Genomic DNA, 22454 nt, shown 5'->3' with positions numbered 1-22454 from the left:
GAGCGGGCCGGGGCTTTCGGCAACGCTGTCACATCGACGACAGCAATCCCTCACTACGAAGCCAGGCGACGCTCTCTTCCAGCATTTCCGTCAGCGTGGGCGTGCGGTATCCGAGTTCGCGGCTTGCTTTTTCAGAACTGCACACCATGTGCGTGGAGGCGAGGCTTGCCTTTTCCGGTGTGATGGCGGGTTCCTTTCCGGTCAGGTGCGATCCCCACTCAAGGGCGCGACCGAGAATCCGAAATGCCCACAATGGCAGCGTGCGTTCCGGGATCGTCCGGCCGAGAATCCGCGCGGCCTCGCGCGCGACCACGGCATAGTCTGCGTCCGCGCCCCCCAGAAGATAGTGGTGCCCGGTGCGGCCGCGCTCGAACGCTCGCAGGTGCGCAAGGGCCACTTCACGCACATGACAGAAGGAACCGCGCCCGGGGGGAAGCCCGGGAAGGTGCCCCCTGTCCACCATCTGAAGCAGCTTCGCCCAGTGAGCGGAATCGCCGGGGCCGAGGATGTTCGCCGGGTTCAGGAAGACGGCATCCAGTCCGCGGTCCATTCCGCGACGAACCTCCTCTTCGGCAAGCGCCTTCGTCTGGAGGTACCGGATGTCGCTGGACGCTGCATTCGACGGGGTCGATTCGGTGATGATGCCGGCGTGCCGGCCGAACGCGGCAATGCTCGATGTATGGACGAAGCGGCCCGCGCCGGAGGCCAGCGCCGCCTCGACGACATTTCGTGTCCCGATCACATTCGCGCGCGTCTGTTCCTGATCGCGTCGCGACCAGAAGCTCACGACCGCCGCCACATGGAATACGGCGTCCACGCCTTCCGGCATGGCGCGCCGCAGCGAGTCCGCGTCCTCCAGCGTTCCTTCGACGGGCGTGACGGCAGCTGCGCGAAGCCGCGTCATCTCGGACGACGGCCGGTGAAGCGCCGTCACCTTCCAGCCGCCCCCCACAAGAAGGCGAACGAGTTCCCCGCCGAGGAATCCGGTGCCGCCTGTCAGAAACGCGTGCATGTGATGAACTCCGCAGGAAGGAGTGGCTGCCGTCAAAGTGATCGGTCGAAGAAGTCCACCACGCCCGTGGAAAGCGAATACTCCGCGCACGCGACAAGTAGTTCGCCTCGCCTGACACGCTCCCCGAGCAGCCCGGTGCGCGTTCGCAACTCTTCTGCGGATGCGCAAGTGTTGGCCCGGGGCGTTTGCGTGGCCCCGCAGTTCGTATGCCCCATGACAACGATCAGTGGCACATCAAACTGCCCGACCGCAAACTCGATGCTCTTGATCACGGAGGGCGCAGCGACATTCCCGGCCACGCGCACGACGAAAAGATCACCCAGTCCCTGATCGAACACGACCTCCGGGGGCACGCGCGAGTCCGAGCACCCCAGAACGACGGCGGACGGGGACTGCGCCGGGGCCACTTCCGTACGCCGCAGCGGAGTGATGACGGACCCGATCCTCCCTTCACCCGCGACGAAGCGCCGGTTTCCGTCTCTCAGTTGCTTCAGCACTTCCTGCGCACGGTCCATGAGCGTCTCCTCTCGCTCGGGCAATATAGCATGCCGGGGGAATGCCGCGCCGCAACCCGGGGCCCGCTTCGTGAACTCCCCCCGGCCAGCCCGATCACTCCAGCGGACGATCCTGCGCCTCCTTATCGAGGCGTCGGCACCGGCAGCCGGATCACCCTGCGGCTCCCGCCCCCGCGGCGAATCAAGAGCACACACACCAGCCCGGCAAAGGTCAACCCGGCGGCCACCCGAAACACCCCGTCCACGCCCACATGCCCTGCCAGCCATCCCCCGGCAAGCGGCCCCAGGAAGAAGCCGAAGATGGTTGCGGACGAAGCGAACCCCATCACCGCCCCCCGCATTCCCTCCGGCGTGCGCCGCCCGACGATCGAATGAAGCGTCGGGACAATCCCTGCCACCCCGACGCCGAGAAGCGCGCGCACGGCAAGCATCGTCCCCATGCCCGCGACATGCGGATGTGCGACCAGCGCGACCGTTGTCACCCCGAGCGACCCCGCCAGCACACCGCGCAGCCCGAACCGCGCCGACAGCCACCCCAGACGAACCGCCGTCAGCAGCGTCGCCAGCGCCACGGCCGCAAACCCGATCCCGGTCAGGAGTGTCGCCCCGTCCGTCCCGAAGAGATCTTCCACGAAAAGGGGGAATACGGGCATCGTCATGCTGGCGCCTGTCATCAGAAGAAGCAGCAGCGCAAGTGCGGCCAGCGTCCTACCGTCCCCGAGGATGTGCCGCACGCCCGCCCGTGCCGTGCCCCGGGTTGCCGTCTCCGCCCGCGGGGGCTCCTTCAGCCAGAGCACAATCATGACCGCCGCCGCTGCGGTCAGCCCCGCGACCAGGAGAAAGATCGACCGAAACGCGAGCACCGCCGCCAGCACCCCCCCCACCGCCGGCCCGATCAGCCGCCCCGCCGACGCCGCCGCCTGAAGCGTCCCCAGTGCCTGCGGGAGGTGGCGCGAAGGTGTCCCCGCCGAGGTGATCGCCAGCGCCGCGGGGATGAACCCCGACACGGCCCCCTGCACAAGACGAAGCACCCAGAACTCCATCGGCGTTCGCACGAACGCCAGCGCGAAGTTCACCAGCGCCAGCCCGGAAATCGCGCGAATCACCATGGCGCGATGGCCAAATCGGTCGCCCAGAAACCCCCACACCGGAGCCAGCAGCCCAGCCATCAGAAACGGACCGGAGAACACGACCCCCGACCATCGCTCCACGGCCGTCCGCTCCACGACCCCCAGCTCCCGCACGAAAAACGGGATGAACGGGATCACGATCGCCATCGCGGAAACCGCGAGAAGCTGGGCCGCCATGAGAACGCGGAGATTGGTCCGCCAGACGGGGGTCCCCTCCCCGGGGGCGTCTGTCACGGAAAGAGCGGCCCGTCGTAGTCAGCCAGTCGGGGGTTGCTCTGGTCCCGATCCGACAGAACCGGCGCGTCCGTGGGCCAGGGAATCGCCAGATCGGGGTCGTCCCACGCGATGCCCCGCTCGGTGGACGGCTCGTAGTAACTCCCGCACCGATACACAACATCCGCGATGTCGCTCGTCACGCAGAACCCGTGCGCAAACCCCACCGGCACGAGAATCTGCCGGTGGTTCTCGTCGGTGAGTTCCGTCGAGAACCACTTTCCGAAGGTGCTCGACGACCGGCGCAGATCCACCACCACATCCCAGACCGAACCGCGGGCGCAGCGCACGAGTTTCGGTTGGCCGGGCGAAATCTGGAAGTGAAGCGCACGGATGGTGCCCTTCATTGACCGGGAGTGGTTGTCCTGTACGAAGTCCGCCTCCACGCCCGCTTCACGAAGCGCAGAGTCTCGAAAAGTCTCCAGGAAGAAACCGCGGTCATCCCGAAAGACCCTTGGCTCCACCAGGAGCACGCCATCCAGTTCCGTGGATCGAAAGTTCAACGCGTCCTCCTCATGGCATTTCGATATAGCCCTGGAGCTTCCGCGCCCGGGACGGATGACGCAACTTCCGCAGCGCCTTCGACTCGATCTGCCTCACACGCTCTCGTGTCACATTGAAGATGGCGCCGACCTCCTCCAGCGTTCGGGGACACCCGTCACCCAGCCCGAAACGCAGCCGCACGACTTTCTCTTCCCGATGTGTCAGCGTCGACAGCACATTCGACATCTGCTCCTGAAGCATCGCAAACGCAGCCGAGTGCGCAGGATTGATGGCCGCGGTATCCTCGATGAAGTCTCCGAGGTTGGAATCCTCGTCTTCACCGATGGGACGGTCCAGCGAGATCGGCTCCTGTGCCGCCTTCAACACCGACTTCACCTTCTCCACCGGCATATCGAGTTTCTTCGCCACCTCTTCCGGCAGCGGTTCCCGGCCGTACTCCTGCACCAACCGACGGCTGGCACGCACCACCTTGTTGATGGCTTCGATCATGTGAACGGGAACACGGATCGTCCGCGCCTGATCCGCAATCGCACGCGTGATCGCCTGGCGGATCCACCATGTGGCATAGGTAGAGAACTTGTAGCCGCGCTTGTAGTCAAACTTGTCGACCGCGCGCATGAGTCCCGAGTTCCCCTCCTGAATAAGATCCAGGAACTCCAGACCGCGGTTCGTGTATCGCTTGGCGATCGAAATCACGAGGCGCACATTCGCTTCGATCATTTCCTTCTTCGCCTGATCGGTCATGCGCTCGCCGGCCCGGATGGAATCTCGCAGTTCGTGAAGGTCCGACGCCTTGCACATGGCCTCCTGCTCCACGCGTTTGATCTTGCGTCTCTCGTTGCGGATCTGCCGGGCGTATTCGTCCAGGTCCTCGATCGACAACCGCGCCTTCTTCTTCGACGGCGACTTCTTTCCCCCGTTCGCCTTCAGCAGAAGATTGATCTCCTCCGCCGTGATTCCAACGGCGTCCTCCACGCGCCGGATCTCCTCCTCCGACTCCCGCACGCGTGCCTCCAACCCCTTCATGCGCTCGGCGAACCGCTCCGCCTGGAACGGGTTGAGGCGCAGCGCGAGAAGTTCCAGGTTCATCCGATCGCGAAGCGTCGCGCGGCGCTTGTCGTATCTTTGCCGTTCCTTCTCCGTCCAGGATGCGCGAGGCGGAGACTCCGCCAGTTTCCTCAGTTCGTTGTGAACCCGACCGATCTTCCTCACACACTGGGCCGCCGCCTTGCGTTCCTTCTCTCCAGGAATCGCCGCCGCCCCGAAAGACCCTGCGTCCACTCGGACGAAGTCCTCCAGTTTCATCTTCTCGCGCGTGACCTTGGCGGAGGTCGCCTGAAGTTCCTTGATGGAACTCGCGCTTCGGAACACGGTCTGAAGCACCATGATCTGGCCCTTCTCGATACGCTTCGCAATCTCCACCTCTCCCGCACGATCCAGAAGCGGAACACGGCCCATCTCACGCAGGTACATACGAACCGGGTCGTCGAATCGGACGGCCGACGCGGGGAGCACCGTATCCGCCGCCTTCTTGCGACCCTTCTTCCGGGCGACGCGCTCCCGCCCTTCCTGCACGGTGTCCGCCACATAGAGCTTCAGCTTGTTGAGCGACTGGTAGATGTCGTCCATGTCCTCCAGGGATGCGTCGTCAGCCAGGCTTTCGTTGACCTGGTCGTATGTGACGAACCCCTGCTTGCCCCCCAGCGACTTCAGTGTCTCCAGGGTCTTTGCCTGACGCTTCTTCTTCGTTGCCATCAACCGATATCCTCCGGGTAGGTTTCGACTTCGTGTTCGGGTCTTCGGTCTTCTCCTCCACTGACGGTCTCGCTGCTCAGTCGCCGGCGAAGCCGGTCGGCTGAAGCGGCCAGGTCCCCCACTACCTCTTCTCCAGCGCTGCAATCCTCCGTTTCACTTCCGCGTGTCGGCCCATGATTTCGCGGACCTCCTCTTCCTGCCCGCAAGCCTCTGCGCGGCGCACTTCATCCAGAAGCCCCGAGGCTTCTCTCTTCAGCGAGCGCCGTTCCAGAACGCGCACGCAATCTTCCGCCTGTTGCTTTGTTTCCACGGCGTACTCCGGAGACACGGACAGCCGCCCCACAAGCTCCGCTGCGGCCTTGCTCTCCCGCAAGGCGTCCAGGAGATTCTCCACGGAGGGTTCCCTCCCGCCCGCGGCGATCTCCCCGGCCTCTTCCACCACATGACGAACGAGGTCGTCTTCAAAGTCCGATGGCGCAAGTCGTTCCAGAAGCGACTCCGCAAGACTCACATCGTGAAGCATGATCCCGAGCAGTGCGCGTTCCGGCTGGGAAGGCCGGGAGGGCGGCGCGTCCGGAGTCTCCCGACGAACAGGAGCGGCCTCGGCAGCCTCTCGCGACCGACGCTTCTCGGCGGCGCGATCCCGTGGCCGCGACTCCAGAAGGCCTACGGGAATCCCCGTCCGGCGGGACAGATCCTGCAGGTACACGCGGCGGCGAAGACGGTCTTCAATGCCGTCGAGCGCGTCCAGCACGCGACGCACCGCACGATCCCGGGCAGCACCCTCCGCAAAGGCGTCCTGGCCCAGAAGCGCTTCCACCGCACCGGGTGCCTCCTCCAGGCAACGCCGGAACTCCCCGACTCCGCTCTGGCGAACCATGCTGTCCGGGTCTTCGCCCGGGGGCATCTCCGCCATGCGGACCTCCAGCCCTTCGGCCAGAAGCGGCCCTGTGCCCGCGTGTGCGGCACGGCGACCGGCCTCGTCTCCGTCGAACACCACCGTCACGCGCTCCGCGTTTCGCGCCAGCACCTTCGCATGCTCCGCCGTGAACGCCGTGCCCAGAGACGCCACCGCATTCTCGACACCGACCGCCGCCAGCGCGAGAACATCCGTGTACCCCTCCACGAGCACCGCTTCCCGCGACTCCCGGATGGAGCGTGCGGCCTGCGGAAGCCCGTAAAGCGTGCGCCGCTTCTGGAAGAGCGGGGTCTCCGGGGTGTTGAGGTACTTCGGCTCCCCCTCGCCAAGAACCCGCCCGCCGAAGCCGATGATCTTCCCGCCGGGCGCTTCGATGGGGAACATGAGCCGGTCGCGGAATCGGTCGTAGTGGCCGGATTTCCCGTCCCGGGCGATCGCCAGCCCGGCCTTCGCCAGAAGATCCCCGGACAGCCCTTCACGCGCCGCCGCCTTCAGGAGGCAATCCCACGAATCCGACGACGCCCCCACGCGGTACTTCGCGAGGACTTCCTCGGGCAGCGCCCGTCGCTCAAGTTCCGCACGCGCCGGTGCGCCCTCGCGAGATGCGAGCACCTTCCGGAAGAGCGTCGCGGCGACCTCGTGTGCCCGGAACATGGCGTCGCGCTCTCCCGGCTTGCCCGGTCTCCCCTCGTAGCGGGAGAGATCCACCCCCGCGCGGCGGGCCATCTCGCGAAGCGCTTCCGGGAAAGACGACGACTCCTCTTCCATGTAGAACTGGAACAGGTCTCCGGTGACATTGCATCCGAAGCAGTGATAGATGCCCCGATCCGGGTTCACATGGAACGAAGGCGTCTTCTCCGAGTGGAACGGGCACAGCCCGACAAACGCCCGCCCGGAACGCTTGAGGTCCACATACTGGCCCACGAACTCGACAAGATCCACGCGGTCGCGGATCTCTGCGATGACATGGTCCGGCACGGTCGGCACGATGCTAACCCCCGTTCAGTACGGCGATGGTAACGCCGGTTCCGCCTTCCGCCGGTTCTCCCGTGCGAAAGCTCTTCACGCGAGCGTCCTGCTCCAGTTCCGCCGTGATGGCGGAGCGCAGTGCGCCCGTCCCTTTCCCGTGGATGATCCTCACCCACGACCCGCCCGAGACGACCAGTCCGTCGAGGACGCGATCCACTTCTCCCACGGCCTCGTCCACCGTCTTTCCCCGAAGGTCGATCTCCGAGACACTGTCCGAATCCTCCCGGCGCACGACGGGCACCGACTGCCGCTTCTCCGCGCGAGTCCGCGCCCGCAGCTCCAGATCCGCCAGCGGGACTTCCACGCGAAGAGACCCCACCGCCACATCCACCTTTCCCGACGAACCGGGTGCGCCCAGTGCGGTCCCCTTCCACCCCACACGGGAAATGAGCACCGGCGTTCCCTCCGTGATCTCCTCTGCGCGCGCCGGGCGTTCCGGTGCCCGACCGGCTTCCACTTGCCGGGAGAGCCGCCGCTCCAGGTCTCCTTCCATCTCCCCCAGTCGCGTGCGAGCGCGTCCGGCAGCCTTCTCCGACGCGGCGTCGGTCCGGGCCGCCCCGAGGATTTCGCCCAGTTCCGCTTTTGCCTGCTCCACCAGACGGCGAGCCTTGTCCAGCGCGTCCCGCTCCAGTTTCCGACGCTCCTGCCCAAGCCCCCGAAGCCGCTCCTCCGCTTTCTCCCGGGCGATGACCGCGCGTTGCTTCTCCGCGTCGAGATCCGCCTGTGCGTGGGCCAGTTCCGCCCGCCGATCCCTGAGATCCTGCAGCAGCCCCTCCACCGCCTCCTTCTCTTCGCCGAGCATCCGGCGTGCCGCATCCACCAGCGGTTCCGGAAAGCCGAGCCTTTGGGCGACAGACAGCGCCTCCGAAGACCCGGGAACTCCCTGCAGGAAGTGATAAGTGGGCGTCAGGCTCTCCCGATCGAACTCCAGCGATGCGTTCTCCATCCCCGCCGCCTCGTGCGCGAACGCCTTCAGCGATCCATAGTGGGTGGTCACCACCGTCCGTGCGCCGCACTCCGTCAGGTGCGTGAGAACCGCCTTCGCGAGGGCCGCGCCTTCTTCCGGGTCCGTGCCGACACCGATTTCGTCCAGCAGCACCAGCGTGTCTCCGTCCGCCTCCGACAGAACCTGGTTCACATGCGCCATGTGTGAGGAGAATGTCGACAGGCTGCGCTCGATCGACTGCTCGTCCCCGATGTCCGCATGAATCCGCCGGAAAACCGGAAACCTCGTCCCTTCGGCGGCAGGAAGTGGAAGCCCGGACTGGTTCATGAGCGCAAACAGGCCCACGGTCTTCAGCGCAACGGTCTTCCCGCCGGTGTTGGGCCCGGTGATCACCAGCGTCGGGGCGTGCCCGCCTCCCAGTGCGAAATCCAACGGCACGACCACCCCGTCTGTCTCCCGGAGCGCCAGAAGGAGCAGCGGGTGCGCCCCCCGGACGACCTCCAGGGCGCCATCCTCAGACGGCAGCGCGGGGACGCATTCCAGCTCCCGCGAGAAGCGACCCGACGCGTGGATGAGATCCAGAGCACAGAGGCAGCTCTCGTTCTCCTTCAGTTCCGGGAGAACCGCCCGGACCCGCACGGTGATCTCGGTGAGAATCCGGCGAACCTCCCGGGCTTCCGAGCCGCGCAGAGCCGCCAGCTCGTTGTTCATTTCCACCGCCGCCGAGGGCTCCAGATAGATTGAAGCCCCGCTGCCCGACTGGCCGTGGATGACCCCGTTCAGTTTTCCCGAGCGATCCCTCCGAACGCTGAGGACAAAGCGCCCGCTGCGCAGCGTGACCACGGGTTCATCTCCCGCTCCCGTGAGAGACCGCACGATCCCCCCCAGTCGCGAGAGCAACCGCTGCCGCACCACCTCCTGCTCCCGGCGAAGCTTGCGAAGCGCCGGGCTGGCCCCGTCCAGGACCTCTCCGGAGGAATCCACGCATCGGTCGATCTCCTCGCGCAGCGGCCCCTGCGGCGAAAGGCGGGCCGCGCGATCCGCCAGGCGCGGGGTGTCCTCCCGGCGTTCATGCAGAACGCGGGCCACTCGGCGCGCGACATGGAGATTCTTCCCGACCCGCGCGGCTTCCTCTCCCGTGAGCACAGCGCCGTCCGGGCGGATTCTCTCCAGAACGGACTCGATGTCCTCCAGCCCCTGCAGCGGAAGCCCCGAGTCCGCCATGAGGCGCAGGACCTCTGTGACGCACACCAGACGCTCTGCAACCTCCCCCGGGTCCGGGGAAGGAGTCAGCGCGCCCGCGAGACGGCGCCCCCCGTCGGACAGGGCCATGCCCGCAAGGAGGGCACGAATCCGGTCAAACTCCAGTATGCGCAGCGTATGAGCGTTCATGGTCCCCGGGGAAGACACGACAACCCGGGCTGCCGGTCCGAGGACGGGCGGTCCGGGCGTGTCAGGTAACTTGCTATGGGTCAATGGCTTGGGGGGTTTCGATCCGCCCGAAACCCGCGAGCTTGACAAAGGTATGGCGCAAAGAGCCGCTTGTCAAGCCCCCCGCGCCATCGTGGTCACGGAGAGTCACGCGTGTCGGTGGTTTCTCCGTAGGCGGGGATCTCGCTCTCCGGCTCCACACCCAGCGACTCCGCGATCCGGGTGATGTAGTGAAAGTACGCGATCACCTGGGTGGCGTCGTGGATGGCGACATCGTCGAACCCGGCATCTCGCAGCGCGTCAAGGTCTTCGGGCCCCGTCGCCGCCATGTGGTGCGTGAGCTTCGCCGCATGAGCGCACAGCGCCCGGTCGGCCTCCGAAAGCGGTGCCGCGCGCCAGTCGCGCGCTACCGCGTGCGCAAGTCGCTCCGCCTCGCCTTCCGCCACTCCCTCCTTCGCGACCTCTGCCCGGAGGTCGTGTGCATGGGCGCGGGTTCAGTACCGGCAGCCCACTTCGCTCGCGACCACCGTGGCGAGCATCTCCCTTCGGACGCGCGAGAGCGGCGACGAGCCGAGCATGATCGCCGCGTAGTGGCGAATGCTGGCGGAGAGCACGCGGGGGTTCGCGCTCATGATCCGGACGATGTTCCAGACGCGCCCGGAACGGCGCCGTGCGTCGTCGAACTCCTTCTTCAGAAGACCGGCCGCTTCGTCATCCTCCACCTGGGCGATCCAGGGCATCTCAGCCCCCCTTCCTGGATGACCGCAGCACGGGCACGGCAAGCGTCGCGGCCATGCCGAGGAACGCCGCCGTCGCCCAGTGCCAGACATGGGGCGCTGGCTCATGCAGCCCCGGGAAAGGCACGAACTCCTTGAATGCGAAGCCCGCAGCCAGCACGCCCACCAGCGCACCTCCGGCAATCAGTCCCGATGAGTACAGGACGCCCCGCTCGCGCCGCTCCGCACGGTCCTCCCCGGAGAAACGCTTTTCCACGACCAGCCGGATGAGCCCCCCCGCGATGATCGGAACCGCAAGATGCACAGGAAGATAGAGCCCGACGGCGAAGGCCAGTGTCGGCAGCCCCATGATCTCCACGCAGAACGCCAGGAACATCCCGGTGAAGACGAGTCCCCACGGGAGACTCCCCTCCAGCACGCCGTCGATCACGAGCCGGATCAGGTTCGCCTGGGGAGCCTTGAACGCGCCCGAGACAATCCCGTCGCGGAAGAGCGTCAGCACGGTGGACATCGCCAGCGCGGCGGTCACGACGCCGATGACTTCGCCGATCTGCTGCTTCCGGGGGGTCGCCCCGACGAGATGTCCCGTCTTCAGATCCTGCGAGGTGTCGCCCGCGATCGCCGCGGCAATGCACACCAGGGAGCCGATCGTCAGCACGGTGATCTTCGCGTCGAGTCCGATCGCGGTCCCGCCGAAGAGCAGCGCACAGACCAAAACGGTGGCGATCGTCATGCCGGAAATGGGGTTCGACGAAGATCCCAGCAGACCGACAATGCGCGAGGAGACGGTCACGAAGAAGAAGCCGAAAACCACGACGCAGACGCCCGCCACGATTCCGATATGCCCGCCCAGTACCTTCAGCGGGAGGAACGCGGCCAGAAGCGCCATCGCACCGGCGGCCGCCGCGACCCAGGTGATGGGAAGATCCCGTTCCGTGCGCGGGACATGAACCTCGCCCGATCCCCTGGACCGGAGGTTCTGGACCGCCATCCGGAAGCTGCGAACGATGACCGGCGAGGACTTCACCAGCGTAAAGAGACCCCCGAACGCCACCCCGCCCGCGCCGATGTAGCGCAGATACCGGCTCCAGATCTCGAAGGGGCCCATGTCGCGGATGAGGGCCGTGGTCTCGGGAGCGACCGGCGCGTTCACGCTATCGCCAAACAGGTAGATGAGAGGGATCAGCACTCCCCACCCGACCACCCCGCCCGCCAGCATCACCGCCGCGATCCTCGGCCCGATGATGAACCCCACGCCAAGCAGTTCAGGGGAGAGGCTGCCGCCGAAGGAGGTACGGTACCCGGAGCCGTGGATCTGAACATCCGGCTCCTCCGGCCACAGGCGAAGGAACTTGGTCGCGGCCATGTAGAGCGCTCCGACCCCCATTCCGGCGAAGAGCTGCCGCGCCTGCGAACCGCCCGCCTGCGACGCGACCAGAACCTCCGCGCACGCCGTCCCCTCCGGGTAGGTGAGCCGCCCGTGCTCCCGCACAATGAGATACCGACGCAGCGGGATCATGAAGAGAACACCCAGGAGCCCCCCCAGGAGCGCCAGCGGGAAGATCGGCCAGAAGCCGGGCGCCAGGCCCCACAGAAAGAGCACCGGCAGCGTGAAGATCACCCCCGCCGCCAGCGACTCCCCGGCGGAGCCGATCGTCTGGACGATGTTCGTCTCCAGGATCGTCCCCCGGCGGAGCACACCAAACACGGCGACGCCAATCACTGCGGCCGGGATGCTGGCCGAAACCGTCAGCCCCACCTTCAGGCCCAGATAGGCGTTCGCGGTCCCGAAGACAATCCCCACGAGAATACCGATGAGTGCCGCCTTGGCGGTGAACTCCCGGGGCGACTGCGAAGCCGGGACGACCGAAGGAAAGGACGCTCCCTCCGGCAGTTCCTCGTAGGCCTCCGGCGGCAGAGTCATCTGCGTGCGGCTCTCGGGCGCGGGGGATTCGGGCATCTGTGTCCTCCTGATGGGTGAGGCATCGGGGAAAACCGTTCGCGGGGGACTCTATCCCGGGCGATGACAGGCGGGCCAGCCCGGATTTTCCGCTCCGCCCACCGCGAGATCCCCGTAACCGCCCCCGGTCAAGGACCCTTGACGACCGCTTCCCCCGGGCACTAGTGTCTTCGGATCGAATCGCCCTTCCCCGGCAACCCCTCCAGTGAGGTACCCATGTTCTTCTCCACATCGTGTGAATACGCGCTGCGGGCGCTGACCCATCTGGCCCTCTACGGGAAGGATGCCCCGGTCCAGGTGAAGGACATCGCGGAGACGGAGGGCATTCCCCGACACTTCCTTGCGAAGATCCTCAATCAACTGACCTACAAGGGTATGGTGCGGGCGCTCAGAGGTCCCGGAGGGGGGTTCCTGCTGACGAAGCCTCCCCACGAAGTGCGGGTGGTCGAAATCGTGGATGCCATCGACGGGATCGACAACATCCGGAACCGGTGCGTCGTGGGGCTGGATGAATGCCGCGACGACGCCCACTGCCCTATGCACGACATCTGGAAACGCTTCCGGGAGACCTTCCTCGGGAATGTGGAGGAACTCGCGCTTTCCGACATGGCGGACACCATGGAAATGAAGCGCAACCTGCCCCCCACAGAGGAGGGCGGGGATCGGCCCGCGTCCGTCCAGCCGGGAGTCCCGGAACCGCCGTCGGAGGACTAGCCCGGAGGCCAGGTCATCGGGCGGCCGCCCAGCACATGGATGTGCAGGTGATCCACCGTCTGCCCGCCGTGGACGCCGCGATTGATCACGACCCGGTACCCCTCGTCCAGCCCGCGCTCCCCCGCGAGCCTTTTCGCAACCAGAAGCATCCGCGCCAGGAGCGCCCCGTGCTCTTCATCGGCGTCGTCCAGGCTGGCGAGGTGCTCTCTGGGGATGACCAGCAGATGCGTCGGCGCGGCGGGAGCGATGTCCTTAAACGCCACGCACTGGTCATCCTCGTGGAGCTTCGTGGAGGGGATGTTCCCCGCGGCGATTTCGCAGAAGATGCACTCGGCCATGCTCAACCCTCCCTGTGATGGGGGCCGCCGCGGGCCAGCGCCGCCACCGCAAGCGCCACCGCGACGATTCCCGCAGTCTCCGTCCGAAGGCGCGTGTCTCCCAGCGTGACGAGCGTCGCCCCCCGCTCTACAGCAACTTCCACTTCACCGGGAGAGAACCCGCCCTCCGGCCCGACGAAAATGCCGACCCCGACGGCCGCATCCCCCGGACCCAGCGCCTCGGCCACGGGAACCGCCCCCCCGGCAGCGTGCGCCAGAAGAACCACCCCGGCGGTCGAGAGATCCGCGAGGGCCGCTGCGAACGAACGAAACCGATCCACTTCGGGGACCGTCACGCCGCCGGACTGAACCGTGGCGGAGCGCGCGATCCGCTGCCACCGCCGCGCGCGGGCGGAATCGTCACGCGCGCGCACCACCGACCGTTCGCACTCGATGGGGATCACACGGCCCACACCGCACTCGACCGCCTTTTCGACTGCGGTGTCCATGCGACTTCCCTTCGGAGGGGAGATCGCCAGCGTCAGGAGGGCGCCCGGCCCGGGGACAGGCGTGCGCGTTTCCACCACGCGCGCGCAAAGGCGATGCCGCCCGGCGTCTTCGGTCTCCAGAAGAAACTCACGCCCCGCCCCGTCCGTCGCCAGGAAGCGATCCCCCGCGCGAAGACGAAGCGCACCCCCCGCGTGACGACGGGCCTCGCCTTCCAGCAAGGCCCGATCGCCGTCGATGGCCGACGCGGGAACGAAGACGCGGTCCACGCAGGCTAGAACGCGAACCCGACGAGGGGAACGCGAAGCTCCCGCACGGATTCGTCACGCGCGAAAGGTGCCAGCGGCGTACCGGAATCCGGCCGCACGACCGCCAGTTCCACGGTCGGCACCGCCACCGCCCAGTGTCCATCCTCCAGATCGAGGAGGGCCACCGGTTCCGGCCGGTGCATGATGTGGTAAACGCCGTATCCGAACCCGAACATCGTCCCGCCGATGAAGCCCCATCGCGCGGAGTCGGAGTGAATGTCCTCGCTGATGAGCTCGATGGCAGCCCCGAGAAGCCACCCGGCCAGCCCGCCATACGCGGTGGACTTGAAGACGGAGACCATGGGGTTGGCGTCGCCCTCGCGAACCTCGGTGATCCCCGCCTGCGCGGGAGAGAAGGTCACGAACATCATCGTGACAAGAAGAGCCGCCGCTACCGTGACGCGGCGAGAGATTCGAGTGTTCATTCTGTTCCTCCCATGTGAAGTGTCGAAGCGTAGCGTAGCCGGATCAGCAATAGGTGTCACGAATCCGATCGAAGAGTCCTCCACAGGGGGCGGGTGTCTTTTCGTTCATGATCTCCCCGAGCTTGTCGAGGATGAGCTTCTCCTCACGGGAGAGTTTCTTCGGGGTCCAGACGCGAACGCGCACATGCTGGTCTCCCTTCCGCGAAGAGTGCAGGTGCGGGAGGCCCTGTCCTCGAAGCCGGAAGACCTGATGCGACTGTGTTCCCGCCGGAATCGTGAGACTGGCCACTCCGCGCAGCGTAGGCACTTCCACATGCCCTCCGCGAACCGCCATCGGGAAAGAGACGGGAACATCGCAGACGACATCGTCGCCGTGCCGCTCGAAGAGTTCGTGCGGCTTCTCTTCAATCACCACGATGAGATCGCCCGCCGGCCCGCCATGCCGCCCGGCGTTCCCCTTGCCGGGGATGGGGATGTAGTTCCCCTCGGCGACTCCGGCAGGAATCTCCACGGAGATCGTCTCCCGAACTTCGCGGCGCCCCTCACCCCGACACGCCGGGCACGGATCTCCGACGGCGCGACCGGTTCCGCGGCACGCGCCGCACGGAGCCACCTGCACGAACTGCCCGAGGAGTGAGCGCTGAACGCGACGAATCTGGCCACTCCCGCCGCACTGTCCGCAGGCGGTGGGGCCGGCACCGGCTCTCCCGCCGGACCCATTGCAGTCGGAGCAGGAACCCATGCGCTTCAAACGGATCTTGCGCGACACGCCCTCCACGACATCTTCCAGCGAAAGCACAATCCGCACCTGGAGATTCCGTCCTCGGCCGGGTCCACTACCCCTGCCGAACACATCCCCAAACCCCCCGCCGGACCCATCCTCAAACCCGCCGAAGTCACGCATGAAGGCGCGAAGTGCGTCGGACAGATCAAAGCCCTGTCCGCCGAATCCGCCGCCGCCCGGCTGGCCGGAAACACTGGCGTGCCCGAACTGGTCGTACCGCTGCCTCTTCTCGGGATCGTGAAGAACCTCGTACGCCTCGGTGGCCTCCTTGAACTTCTCCTCCGCACCGGCGTCACCCGGATTCCGGTCCGGATGATGTTCGAGCGCCTTCTTCCGATACGCCTTCTTGATCTCCTCGACCGAGGCACCGCGTTCGACTCCGAGTACTTCGTAATAGTCGCGTTTCGTCGGGCTCATTCGTCTGCCGCCCCGTCTGCCGCCGCGTCCGCCGGCGCGTCTGCCGCCCCGTCTGCCGCCTCGTCCGCCGCCCCGTCCGTCGGCGCGTCCGCCTCGGTGCTTGCGCGCGCCACGATCACCTTGGCGGGCCGAAGAACTCGCTCGCCCGCGCGATACCCCGGCTGGACTTCGGAGAGCACCGTGTTGGGTTCACAATCGGAGGACGGCTGCTGGGCGAGAGCCTCGTGGACGCGCGGGTCGAAGGGTGCTCCCCCGGTCACGATTCGTTCCACCCCGCGTCGGTCGAGAATATCCCGAACTCCCCGCGCGATGAGTTCCATCCCTTCCAGAAAGGCGGCGGGCACTCCCTCTTTCGGCTGGTCCAGCGCGCGCTCCAGATTGTCCGATATGTCGAGCAGCTCACAGAGCACCTCCGCAACAGCCCGCTCCCGAATCGCGATGCGATCGCGCTCCGTCCGCTTTCGGAAGTTGTCGAACTCCGCGAGCGTCCGAAGGGAGCGATCGCGTGCCTCGGCAAGTTCCGCCTCCAACCGCGCGACGGCTTCCTCCGGAGTCTCGGGGGGCGCCTCCCCGGCCGGGGTCTCATCCTCTCTGTCCGGAGCGTCCGCGAGATTCTCCGCGGAGTCGCTCTTCGCGGGGGTCTCCACCGCGGCGGGCTCTTCCTTCGCGCCGGGTGCAGTGTCCGCATTCTTCTTCGCCAACTCTTCCTCTTTCCCGCCGGCAATCCGGCTACTGCGGCACCAGGATCCGCCCGACGGTCTGCGCCACATGATCCACGATGGACACCACGAACTCGTACGGCATCCGAGCCGGTCCGATCACACCGACCGACCCGCCGAACTCACCAAACCGATAGCTCACCGAGACGACACTGCAATCCCGGAGTTCCTCCACTTCGTTCTCCTCGCCGATCGTGATCGAGACGCTCCGCCGGTGCCGCGTCGGTTCAAAGAGCCCGTAGAGCGTCTGCCTCTGTTCCAGCGCGCGGAAGACTCCGCGCAGCCTCGACGGATCCTCAAACTCCGGCTGCGACAGCATGTTCGACGCACCCCACATGTGGAAGTGCTCGTTGGATTCGTCGTTCTCCAGTTCCCGCGCCCCGGCATACACCGAGGACGCCACGCGCAACCCGCGAAGCATGACGCGCACCTCTTCGTCATCGCGAAGGGCAACAAGGTCCGCCAGCGTCCGGCCCCTGGCGACGCCGTTCATGATCTGAAGCGTCTGACGCATATCGTCTTCGCCGATGTCGTCCGGCATTCCCGCAACGACGGTGCGCTCCAGCCCGGAGGCCATGCGGAATACCACCAGGAGGCGCCGCTCGTCCACCTGGTTCAGTTCAATGCGATCCACGCGGCTCTTGTCATACCGTGGGGACAGGACCACCGACAGTTGCTCCGAGATCTGCCCGAGAAGCGTACACGCCTGATCGAGCAGCGTTTCCAGACTCCCCGCGCGGCCCTCCCGAAGCGAGTCCTCCACCCGTCTCCGCGTGGCGCCGGGAAGCGTTCCTCGCCCCATGAGTTCATCCACGAAGACGCGGTACCCCGCGTGCGTCGGAAGCCGTCCGCCGGAAGTGTGGAGGTGCGTGAGAAGCTCCATTTCCTCCAGATCCATCATGCAGTTGCGGATCGATGCGGGCGACAGCCCCAGCCCGCAGCGCCGGGCCACCCAGCGCGAACCCACCGGCTGGGCCGACTCAATGTGCCCACGCACAATCGTCGCAAGGACGATCCTCTGCCTTGGATTGAGCTTTCCAGCGGCCATCAAGCCTCTCCCCCATGCGGTCTGGCACTCCCAAGGGTAGGAGTGCCAGCCGAGAGAAGATAGGGGCTTCCGCCCCCGAGGTCAAGGGGCGGAAGTCTCCGGTCCCTGTGGATGCGCCACAAACCACCGATAGAGCGCCGGAATCACCAGCAGCGTCAGCACGGTCGAGGTCGCCAGCCCCCCCACGACCACCGTGGCCAGCGGTCGCTGAACCTCGCTCCCCGTGCCCGTCGCCAGGAGCAACGGGATGAGGCCGAGAGCGGTGGTGCGGTCATGAGCACGGGCCGAAGCCGCAGACACGCGCCTTCAACGGAGGCCCGATCCACCGGCACTCCTTCGGCACGCAGCTGGTTCATGGAGGTCACGAGAACCATGCCGTTCTCCAGTGCAATCACGGAGAGTTCGAGAGTGGCGGTTCCGATCGCAAGCCGGCACTACACATCGAGCGGCTTCCCGTTCCCCCCGCTTGATCCGGGGACTTGTGGCGCCCCTTTCCGGTCCGTGATAGCCTCCGCGCGAGGTCGGAGGCGGGTCTTCGTCCTCTGCGCAATCCCTCTTTCCGGTCCACTCTCGCTACCCGGGAGAATGCATGCCTCGCATGTCGCTGCCGACGATTATTCAAGGCGGAATGGGGGTCGGCGTTTCAGGCTGGCGCCTGGCCCGCGCGGTATCCAAAGCGGGGCAGCTCGGTGTCGTGTCCGGGACCTGCCTGGATCTGGTGATGACGCGGCGGCTTCAGGTCGGCGATCCCGGCGGTCACATTCGCCGGGCGCTGGGGCACTTCCCGATTCCGGACGTCGCCCAGCGAATCCTCGACCGTCACTTCGTGCCGGAAGGGCTGCAGAAGAAAAGACCCTTCGGTTCCAAGCCCATGCCAGCCATGCGGCCCGGCAGGCATCTCGCCGAGCTACTGGTCACCAGCAACTTCGTGGAGATCTTTCTGGCCCGGGAAGGCCATCGGGGCCCGGTGGGGATCAACTACCTGGAGAAGGTCCAGCTCCCGACGCTGCCGTCACTCTACGGAGCCATGCTTGCGGGTGCGGCGTGGATCCTCATGGGCGCGGGCATTCCCAAGACCATCCCCGGCGTGATCGACCTTCTCGCGGACGGGCAACCCGTCGAGCTCAAGATGGATGTTCGAGGTGCAGCACGGGACGAAGACTTCTTCACCCGATTCGACCCGCAGGAGTTCTCCGAAGGAACGGTGGCGCCGATCGAACGACCGAAGTTCGTCCCCATTGTCTCTTCCGCCACTCTTGCGTCGATGCTGGCGAAGAAGTCCACCGGGCGCATCGACGGGTTCGTGGTGGAAGGACCGACCGCGGGCGGACACAACGCCCCGCCCCGAGGGCGAATGCAGTTGTGCGAGGAGGGTGCGCCAGTCTATGGCCGGCGCGATGTCCCGGATCTTCAGGCCATCGGTGCGCTGGGGTTGCCGTTCTGGCTCGCCGGATCCTGGGCAGACCCGGAGAGCGTGGCAGAGGCGCGTCAGGCAGGCGCCGCCGGAGTTCAGGTGGGGACCGCCTTCGCATACGCGGAGGAGTCGGATCTGGACCCGGAACTGAAGGCGCGCGTCCTTTCGGCCAGCAGGGCCGGGCAGGCGAAGGTCTTCACGGACCCGGTCGCCTCCCCCACGGGCTTCCCCTTCAAAGTCATGCAGATGGAAGACACGCTTTCGGACGGAGTCGCGTACGAAAACCGGACGCGCGTATGCGATCTCGGATACCTGCGCCATGCGTACAAGACACCGGGGGGATCCGTGGGGTGGCGATGCCCTGCGGAACCGGTGGAGGACTATGTGCAAAAAGGCGGCGATGCGGCAGACACGCACGGTCGCGTGTGTCTCTGCAATGCGCTCTTCGCGAACATCGGCCTTGCGCAGTTGCGGGCGGATGGCGGCCGGGAGATGCCGTTCGTCACCTCCGGAGACGATGTCGCCACGGTTGCGCGCTTCCTCCCGCCGGGTGCGGAATCCTACCGCGCCAAAGAAGTAATCGAGTCACTCCTGAAGCCGGTCAGGACGCCGGACCTCGGCTGACCCGAACCCGCGGCGGAGCGTGGTGAGCGATGCAGCCTGCATCCCATTTCGGCCGAAGCGCTCTCGGGGTGTTCCTCGTTCTAGCCGGAATCTACCTGGCCACGGCTTCGTTCCGAATCGACACCATCGACACCGGAGTCCGGCTGGAGGTCGCGCGCAGCCTGGTCCGTGAAGGCACCCCGGCAGTCGAGCCGATGCGTATGCAGACTCCTTTCGGCATCGTCGGCTCCTTCCCCGGGCAAGGCGGCCGACACTTTGCGGTATACGGAATCGGACAGTCGCTTCTGATGGTGCCGTTTGTGGCACTTGGCGGAGAGCACGACGCCACGCTCATCCCCATCATCAACCTCCTTGCGACGGCGCTGACCGCGGCGATGCTCGTCTTGCTGGCGGGCCGCCTTGGGTTCTCCGAAAGAGCGGGAGTTCGCGTCGCCCTCCTTTACGGCGTGGCCACGCTGGCGTGGCCCCATGCGAAGTTCACTTTCGAGGCGCCCCTTGAGTCCGCCGCCGGAGTCGCCGCGCTCTTCTTCGCGCTGAGAGAAGGCCGACGAAGTGCCGTGCTGGCAGGGCTGGCATTCGGCGCCGCACTGCTCGTCCGGCCCACCGCTGTACTCTTCCTCCCCGCCCTTGCGTGGCTCATCGCGACGGGGCCACACGGCAGGGGCCGCGCTGGGGCATTCGCACTCGCAGCCGCACCCGCAGTGGCGGTCGTTCTCGGATACAACGCCCTTCGATGGGGGGACGCTCTTTCGGTGGGATACGATCGGACGGAGTTTCGGTACTTTGCGCCGCAAGCCCGGGCGTTTTTCGGACTGGTGGCCAGCCCCGGCCGGAGTTTCTTCGTCTACAATCCGGCGCTCGTGCTCGCGTTCTCCGGTTTCCGCGGTTTCCGAAGGGCCGCTCCTCGCTTTGCTCCGGTCATCCCGCTGATCGCGGGGGCGTATCTCGCCTTCCTAAGCTTTGTGACCGTCTGGAGCGGCGACTGGACATGGGGGCCACGCCACCTTCTGCCTGTCGTACCGGTACTCGCGCTGGCGACGCTGCCCCTCCTGGAGCCGGGACGAATCCGTCGCAGCCTGCTCCTTCCTCTCGTCTCGCTGTCAATTGCGGTGCAACTTGTGGGGGTCTCTCTCAACTACGAGACCTACTACATCTGGTACAACCAGTGGGTGAGGCAAACCGGCGCGACAGAGACCGCCGACGACATCCACTTCGCCCCGTCTCGGTCGCAGGTCTATGTGGAATCGCGGCTTGCGTGGACCTTCTTCCGAAGCCTGCGCGAGAGGATGATCGCCTATGAGCCTTCGCGCGACGGAGCCCCCTATGCGCCGATCCTCCAGGGATCCCCCCGCGTCACCAGGAGAATGCCCGACTTCTGGTGGGTCTGGTTTCCGCTGGTCGGAGTTTCCCGGGTGGCGATGTTCGCGTTCGGTCTTCTCTGCGTGGCGTCCGCGGCCGCCGGGATGCTCCTCCTGCGCGAAAGGCGTGTGCGTGGCCCGTGAGAATGGCTCGCTCTCAGAGAGGGTCGTGCGGCAAGCTCCCGCGCGGGGCCCGCAGGAATCCGAACGGCGTCTGGAACAGGAAGTTGGACGCGCGGCTCGTGTAGACATCCGCGTAGCGCTCCACCTGCCTGGCGAAGAGGCTCTTGTCGTTGCCCGCGCGCAGAAGCGGCCCCCAGCTGGACCCGCCGATCTTCCCCGACGCCACCGCCAACGGCGCGATCTGCTCATCCAGTTCCGCGATTCGCCCGCGCAACTCCGCGAGCCTGCGCTCCACGGAGGACCGTGCGGCCCCGGGCGGACCGTACTTCCTCTTCCCGCGCTGCGCCGCCAGCCGAAGCCCGTAGAACTCGGTTTCGGCCTTCTCCTTTTCCGCCATCATGGCGGTCAGCTTCTCCTGCGATGGGCCGAACTCGTGAAGTTCCCCGACTTCTTTCTCCAGCTCTCTGAGTATCAGCGCCGTTCGCCACCGCAGCACCGCCTTCGACACATGGACATCGCTGAAGAGATGGTCCCCGACATAGAGGATCTCGTCTCCGTCCAGGCCCAGGTGCTCCTCGACCAGCGGCGCGTTCCCCCCGAAGAATACCGCGTGCTCGTTCAGCGTACGCACATCCGTCGCAAGAAGGCTGCGATCTTCATCGACCACCTCATACAATGGGTTTCGTCCGGTAAAGAACTCCGGCTTTCGCGCGCAGACGATGACCATGTCGAAGAGGTCGCGCCAGGTCGTGCCGTTCGGAAGGAAGCGGTCGAACGCCCACGACATCATCGAACGAGTGTAATCCCACTCGGAGTTGGTGATGAGCAGGAGTTTCTTGCCCGCATGGCGCTGATCGAGAAGCGCGAGCGGAAGGTCTTCGTCGAGCGCGACATATCGCTCCGGGTCCGCAATGATCCCGGCCTTCATCTTCCCTTCCAGGTGGGCCTCGTCGAGAGCGGCGCGGACGATACCGTGGAGATCGTCGTATCCCATGGCTTGAGGAAGGCGCCCGGCATCCAGCAACTCCACAAGCTGGCCGAAAATACACGCTTCCGACAGCGAGAACAGCGTGTTGAGAAAGCTGAAGCGCGAGCCGGACAGATCCACCGGGACGCGGGAGTAGGTGCGGCGTTGCTCGTCGAAGTCGAGGAACTTCGTTCCGTGCGCGGCCCGGATGACATAGCCGAACCGGTTCGCCTTCACAAGATTGCCGAGTTCGAGATCGATGGTGAGACCGCGGGTCACGGATTCCGGATTGAACTCCAGTTCTCCGACCGGCCACCCCTTCGCCAGAAGCTTCTCCCGCGTATAGGCGTGAGCCTGCCGCTCCCACTCTTCCGAATGGTAGTGAATGAGCGTGTAGTCCATGTCGTAACCGACAGCCCGAACGGCGCGCAGGTTCAGCGTACGATTGACGAAGACTCCGCGCTCCGGAGGAGGAGGAGACGGACGGGGGGCCTTGCGTTGTTTCCGGCGATCCATGC

The 22454-nt window shown here is 66.1% G+C and carries 20 protein-coding genes and 1 pseudogene; 3 read left to right on the top strand and 18 right to left on the bottom strand.

The window, feature by feature from the left end; all coding sequences use genetic code 11:
• Nucleotides 1–28: 28 nt before the first annotated feature.
• The 10 genes from QF819_04370 to QF819_04325 form a co-directional block, all read right to left on the bottom strand.
• Complete coding sequence (locus tag QF819_04370) at nt 29–1012, bottom strand: NAD-dependent epimerase/dehydratase family protein (protein ID MDP6802395.1); 984 nt, start codon at nt 1010–1012, stop codon at nt 29–31.
• 32 nt (nt 1013–1044) lie between these two features.
• Nucleotides 1045–1527: a carbonic anhydrase gene (locus QF819_04365; GenBank protein MDP6802394.1), complete on the bottom strand. Its 483-nt coding sequence runs from the start codon at nt 1525–1527 to the stop codon at nt 1045–1047.
• Between the two features lie 122 nt (nt 1528–1649).
• The gene (locus tag QF819_04360) at nt 1650–2834 is read right to left on the bottom strand and encodes an MFS transporter (protein ID MDP6802393.1); all 1185 of its coding nucleotides are present in this window, start codon (nt 2832–2834) and stop codon (nt 1650–1652) included.
• A 53-nt stretch (nt 2835–2887) separates the two neighbouring features.
• Nucleotides 2888–3433 carry a dTDP-4-dehydrorhamnose 3,5-epimerase gene (gene rfbC / locus QF819_04355; GenBank protein ID MDP6802392.1) on the bottom strand — a complete coding sequence of 182 codons (546 nt, stop codon included), beginning with the start codon at nt 3431–3433 and terminating at the stop codon, nt 2888–2890.
• A gap of 10 nt (nt 3434–3443) precedes the next feature.
• Nucleotides 3444–5189 carry an RNA polymerase sigma factor RpoD gene (rpoD, locus tag QF819_04350; GenBank protein MDP6802391.1) on the bottom strand — a complete coding sequence of 582 codons (1746 nt, stop codon included), beginning with the start codon at nt 5187–5189 and terminating at the stop codon, nt 3444–3446.
• A 121-nt stretch (nt 5190–5310) separates the two neighbouring features.
• Nucleotides 5311–7095 (bottom strand): DNA primase, encoded by a 1785-nt coding sequence (gene dnaG, locus QF819_04345; protein MDP6802390.1) that lies wholly within the window; start codon nt 7093–7095, stop codon nt 5311–5313.
• A 4-nt stretch (nt 7096–7099) separates the two neighbouring features.
• Nucleotides 7100–9475: an endonuclease MutS2 gene (locus tag QF819_04340; GenBank protein ID MDP6802389.1), complete on the bottom strand. Its 2376-nt coding sequence runs from the start codon at nt 9473–9475 to the stop codon at nt 7100–7102.
• Nucleotides 9476–9651: 176 nt separating this feature from the next.
• Nucleotides 9652–9960, bottom strand: coding sequence for a hypothetical protein (locus QF819_04335; protein MDP6802388.1), 309 nt, complete (start codon nt 9958–9960; stop codon nt 9652–9654).
• A 48-nt stretch (nt 9961–10008) separates the two neighbouring features.
• Nucleotides 10009–10254, bottom strand: a complete 246-nt coding sequence (locus tag QF819_04330) for a hypothetical protein (protein MDP6802387.1) — start codon at nt 10252–10254, stop codon at nt 10009–10011.
• 1 nt (nt 10255) lies between these two features.
• Nucleotides 10256–12211, bottom strand: coding sequence for an oligopeptide transporter, OPT family (locus tag QF819_04325; GenBank protein ID MDP6802386.1), 1956 nt, complete (start codon nt 12209–12211; stop codon nt 10256–10258).
• A 216-nt stretch (nt 12212–12427) separates the two neighbouring features.
• Here QF819_04325 and QF819_04320 point away from each other — a divergent pair, with 216 nt between their 5' ends.
• On the top strand, nt 12428–12925 hold the full coding sequence (locus QF819_04320; GenBank protein ID MDP6802385.1) for an Rrf2 family transcriptional regulator: 498 nt from the start codon (nt 12428–12430) through the stop codon (nt 12923–12925).
• Here the strand turns inward: QF819_04320 and QF819_04315 are convergent.
• The 7 genes and pseudogenes from QF819_04315 to QF819_04285 form a co-directional block, all read right to left on the bottom strand.
• The gene (locus tag QF819_04315; GenBank protein ID MDP6802384.1) at nt 12922–13263 is read right to left on the bottom strand and encodes a histidine triad nucleotide-binding protein; all 342 of its coding nucleotides are present in this window, start codon (nt 13261–13263) and stop codon (nt 12922–12924) included. The two genes, QF819_04320 and QF819_04315, sit on opposite strands and share 4 nt — an antisense overlap.
• Nucleotides 13264–13265: 2 nt before the next feature.
• Nucleotides 13266–14018, bottom strand: coding sequence for an RsmE family RNA methyltransferase (locus tag QF819_04310; protein MDP6802383.1), 753 nt, complete (start codon nt 14016–14018; stop codon nt 13266–13268).
• Nucleotides 14019–14023: 5 nt separating this feature from the next.
• Nucleotides 14024–14482, bottom strand: coding sequence for a hypothetical protein (locus tag QF819_04305; protein ID MDP6802382.1), 459 nt, complete (start codon nt 14480–14482; stop codon nt 14024–14026).
• A 43-nt stretch (nt 14483–14525) separates the two neighbouring features.
• Nucleotides 14526–15683: a molecular chaperone DnaJ gene (gene dnaJ / locus QF819_04300; protein ID MDP6802381.1), complete on the bottom strand. Its 1158-nt coding sequence runs from the start codon at nt 15681–15683 to the stop codon at nt 14526–14528.
• Nucleotides 15680–16384: a nucleotide exchange factor GrpE gene (locus QF819_04295; protein MDP6802380.1), complete on the bottom strand. Its 705-nt coding sequence runs from the start codon at nt 16382–16384 to the stop codon at nt 15680–15682. The genes dnaJ and QF819_04295 overlap by 4 nt, the downstream gene beginning before the upstream one ends.
• A 28-nt stretch (nt 16385–16412) precedes the next feature.
• Nucleotides 16413–17450, bottom strand: a complete 1038-nt coding sequence (gene hrcA, locus QF819_04290; protein ID MDP6802379.1) for a heat-inducible transcriptional repressor HrcA — start codon at nt 17448–17450, stop codon at nt 16413–16415.
• Nucleotides 17451–17531: 81 nt separating this feature from the next.
• Nucleotides 17532–17842, bottom strand: a pseudogene (locus QF819_04285) (efflux RND transporter permease subunit).
• A gap of 197 nt (nt 17843–18039) precedes the next feature.
• On the opposite strand from QF819_04285, the gene QF819_04280 reads away from it, so the two are divergent.
• On the top strand, nt 18040–19488 hold the full coding sequence (locus QF819_04280) for a nitronate monooxygenase (protein ID MDP6802378.1): 1449 nt from the start codon (nt 18040–18042) through the stop codon (nt 19486–19488).
• 29 nt (nt 19489–19517) lie between these two features.
• Nucleotides 19518–20990, top strand: coding sequence for a glycosyltransferase family 39 protein (locus QF819_04275; protein MDP6802377.1), 1473 nt, complete (start codon nt 19518–19520; stop codon nt 20988–20990).
• 13 nt (nt 20991–21003) lie between these two features.
• Here QF819_04275 and QF819_04270 read toward each other — a convergent pair whose 3' ends face one another.
• Nucleotides 21004–22452: an HAD-IG family 5'-nucleotidase gene (locus QF819_04270; protein MDP6802376.1), complete on the bottom strand. Its 1449-nt coding sequence runs from the start codon at nt 22450–22452 to the stop codon at nt 21004–21006.
• Nucleotides 22453–22454: the final 2 nt, after the last annotated feature.

It is taken from the genome of Gemmatimonadota bacterium (genome assembly GCA_030747075.1).
Taxonomy (GTDB): Bacteria; ARS69; ARS69; order ARS69; family ARS69; genus ARS69.
This window is presented reverse-complemented; position numbering and strand designations above follow the sequence as displayed.

Bases quoted from the DNA above. Each gene is read 5' to 3' on its own strand.
- QF819_04330 (MDP6802387.1), bottom strand. From the start codon at position 10,254: ATGCCCTGGATCGCCCAGGTGGAGGATGACGAAGCGGCCGGTCTTCTG.
- dnaJ (MDP6802381.1), bottom strand. From the start codon at position 15,683: ATGAGCCCGACGAAACGCGACTATTACGAAGTACTCGGAGTCGAACGC.
- QF819_04315 (MDP6802384.1), bottom strand. From the start codon at position 13,263: ATGGCCGAGTGCATCTTCTGCGAAATCGCCGCGGGGAACATCCCCTCC.
- QF819_04320 (MDP6802385.1), top strand. From the start codon at position 12,428: ATGTTCTTCTCCACATCGTGTGAATACGCGCTGCGGGCGCTGACCCAT.
- QF819_04360 (MDP6802393.1), bottom strand. From the start codon at position 2,834: ATGGCGGCCCAGCTTCTCGCGGTTTCCGCGATGGCGATCGTGATCCCG.
- rpoD (MDP6802391.1), bottom strand. From the start codon at position 5,189: ATGGCAACGAAGAAGAAGCGTCAGGCAAAGACCCTGGAGACACTGAAG.
- QF819_04280 (MDP6802378.1), top strand. From the start codon at position 18,040: ATGCCTCGCATGTCGCTGCCGACGATTATTCAAGGCGGAATGGGGGTC.
- QF819_04305 (MDP6802382.1), bottom strand. From the start codon at position 14,482: ATGAACACTCGAATCTCTCGCCGCGTCACGGTAGCGGCGGCTCTTCTT.
- QF819_04270 (MDP6802376.1), bottom strand. From the start codon at position 22,452: ATGGATCGCCGGAAACAACGCAAGGCCCCCCGTCCGTCTCCTCCTCCT.
- QF819_04275 (MDP6802377.1), top strand. From the start codon at position 19,518: ATGCAGCCTGCATCCCATTTCGGCCGAAGCGCTCTCGGGGTGTTCCTC.
- QF819_04325 (MDP6802386.1), bottom strand. From the start codon at position 12,211: ATGCCCGAATCCCCCGCGCCCGAGAGCCGCACGCAGATGACTCTGCCG.
- QF819_04365 (MDP6802394.1), bottom strand. From the start codon at position 1,527: ATGGACCGTGCGCAGGAAGTGCTGAAGCAACTGAGAGACGGAAACCGG.
- QF819_04340 (MDP6802389.1), bottom strand. From the start codon at position 9,475: ATGAACGCTCATACGCTGCGCATACTGGAGTTTGACCGGATTCGTGCC.
- QF819_04370 (MDP6802395.1), bottom strand. From the start codon at position 1,012: ATGCACGCGTTTCTGACAGGCGGCACCGGATTCCTCGGCGGGGAACTC.
- hrcA (MDP6802379.1), bottom strand. From the start codon at position 17,450: ATGGCCGCTGGAAAGCTCAATCCAAGGCAGAGGATCGTCCTTGCGACG.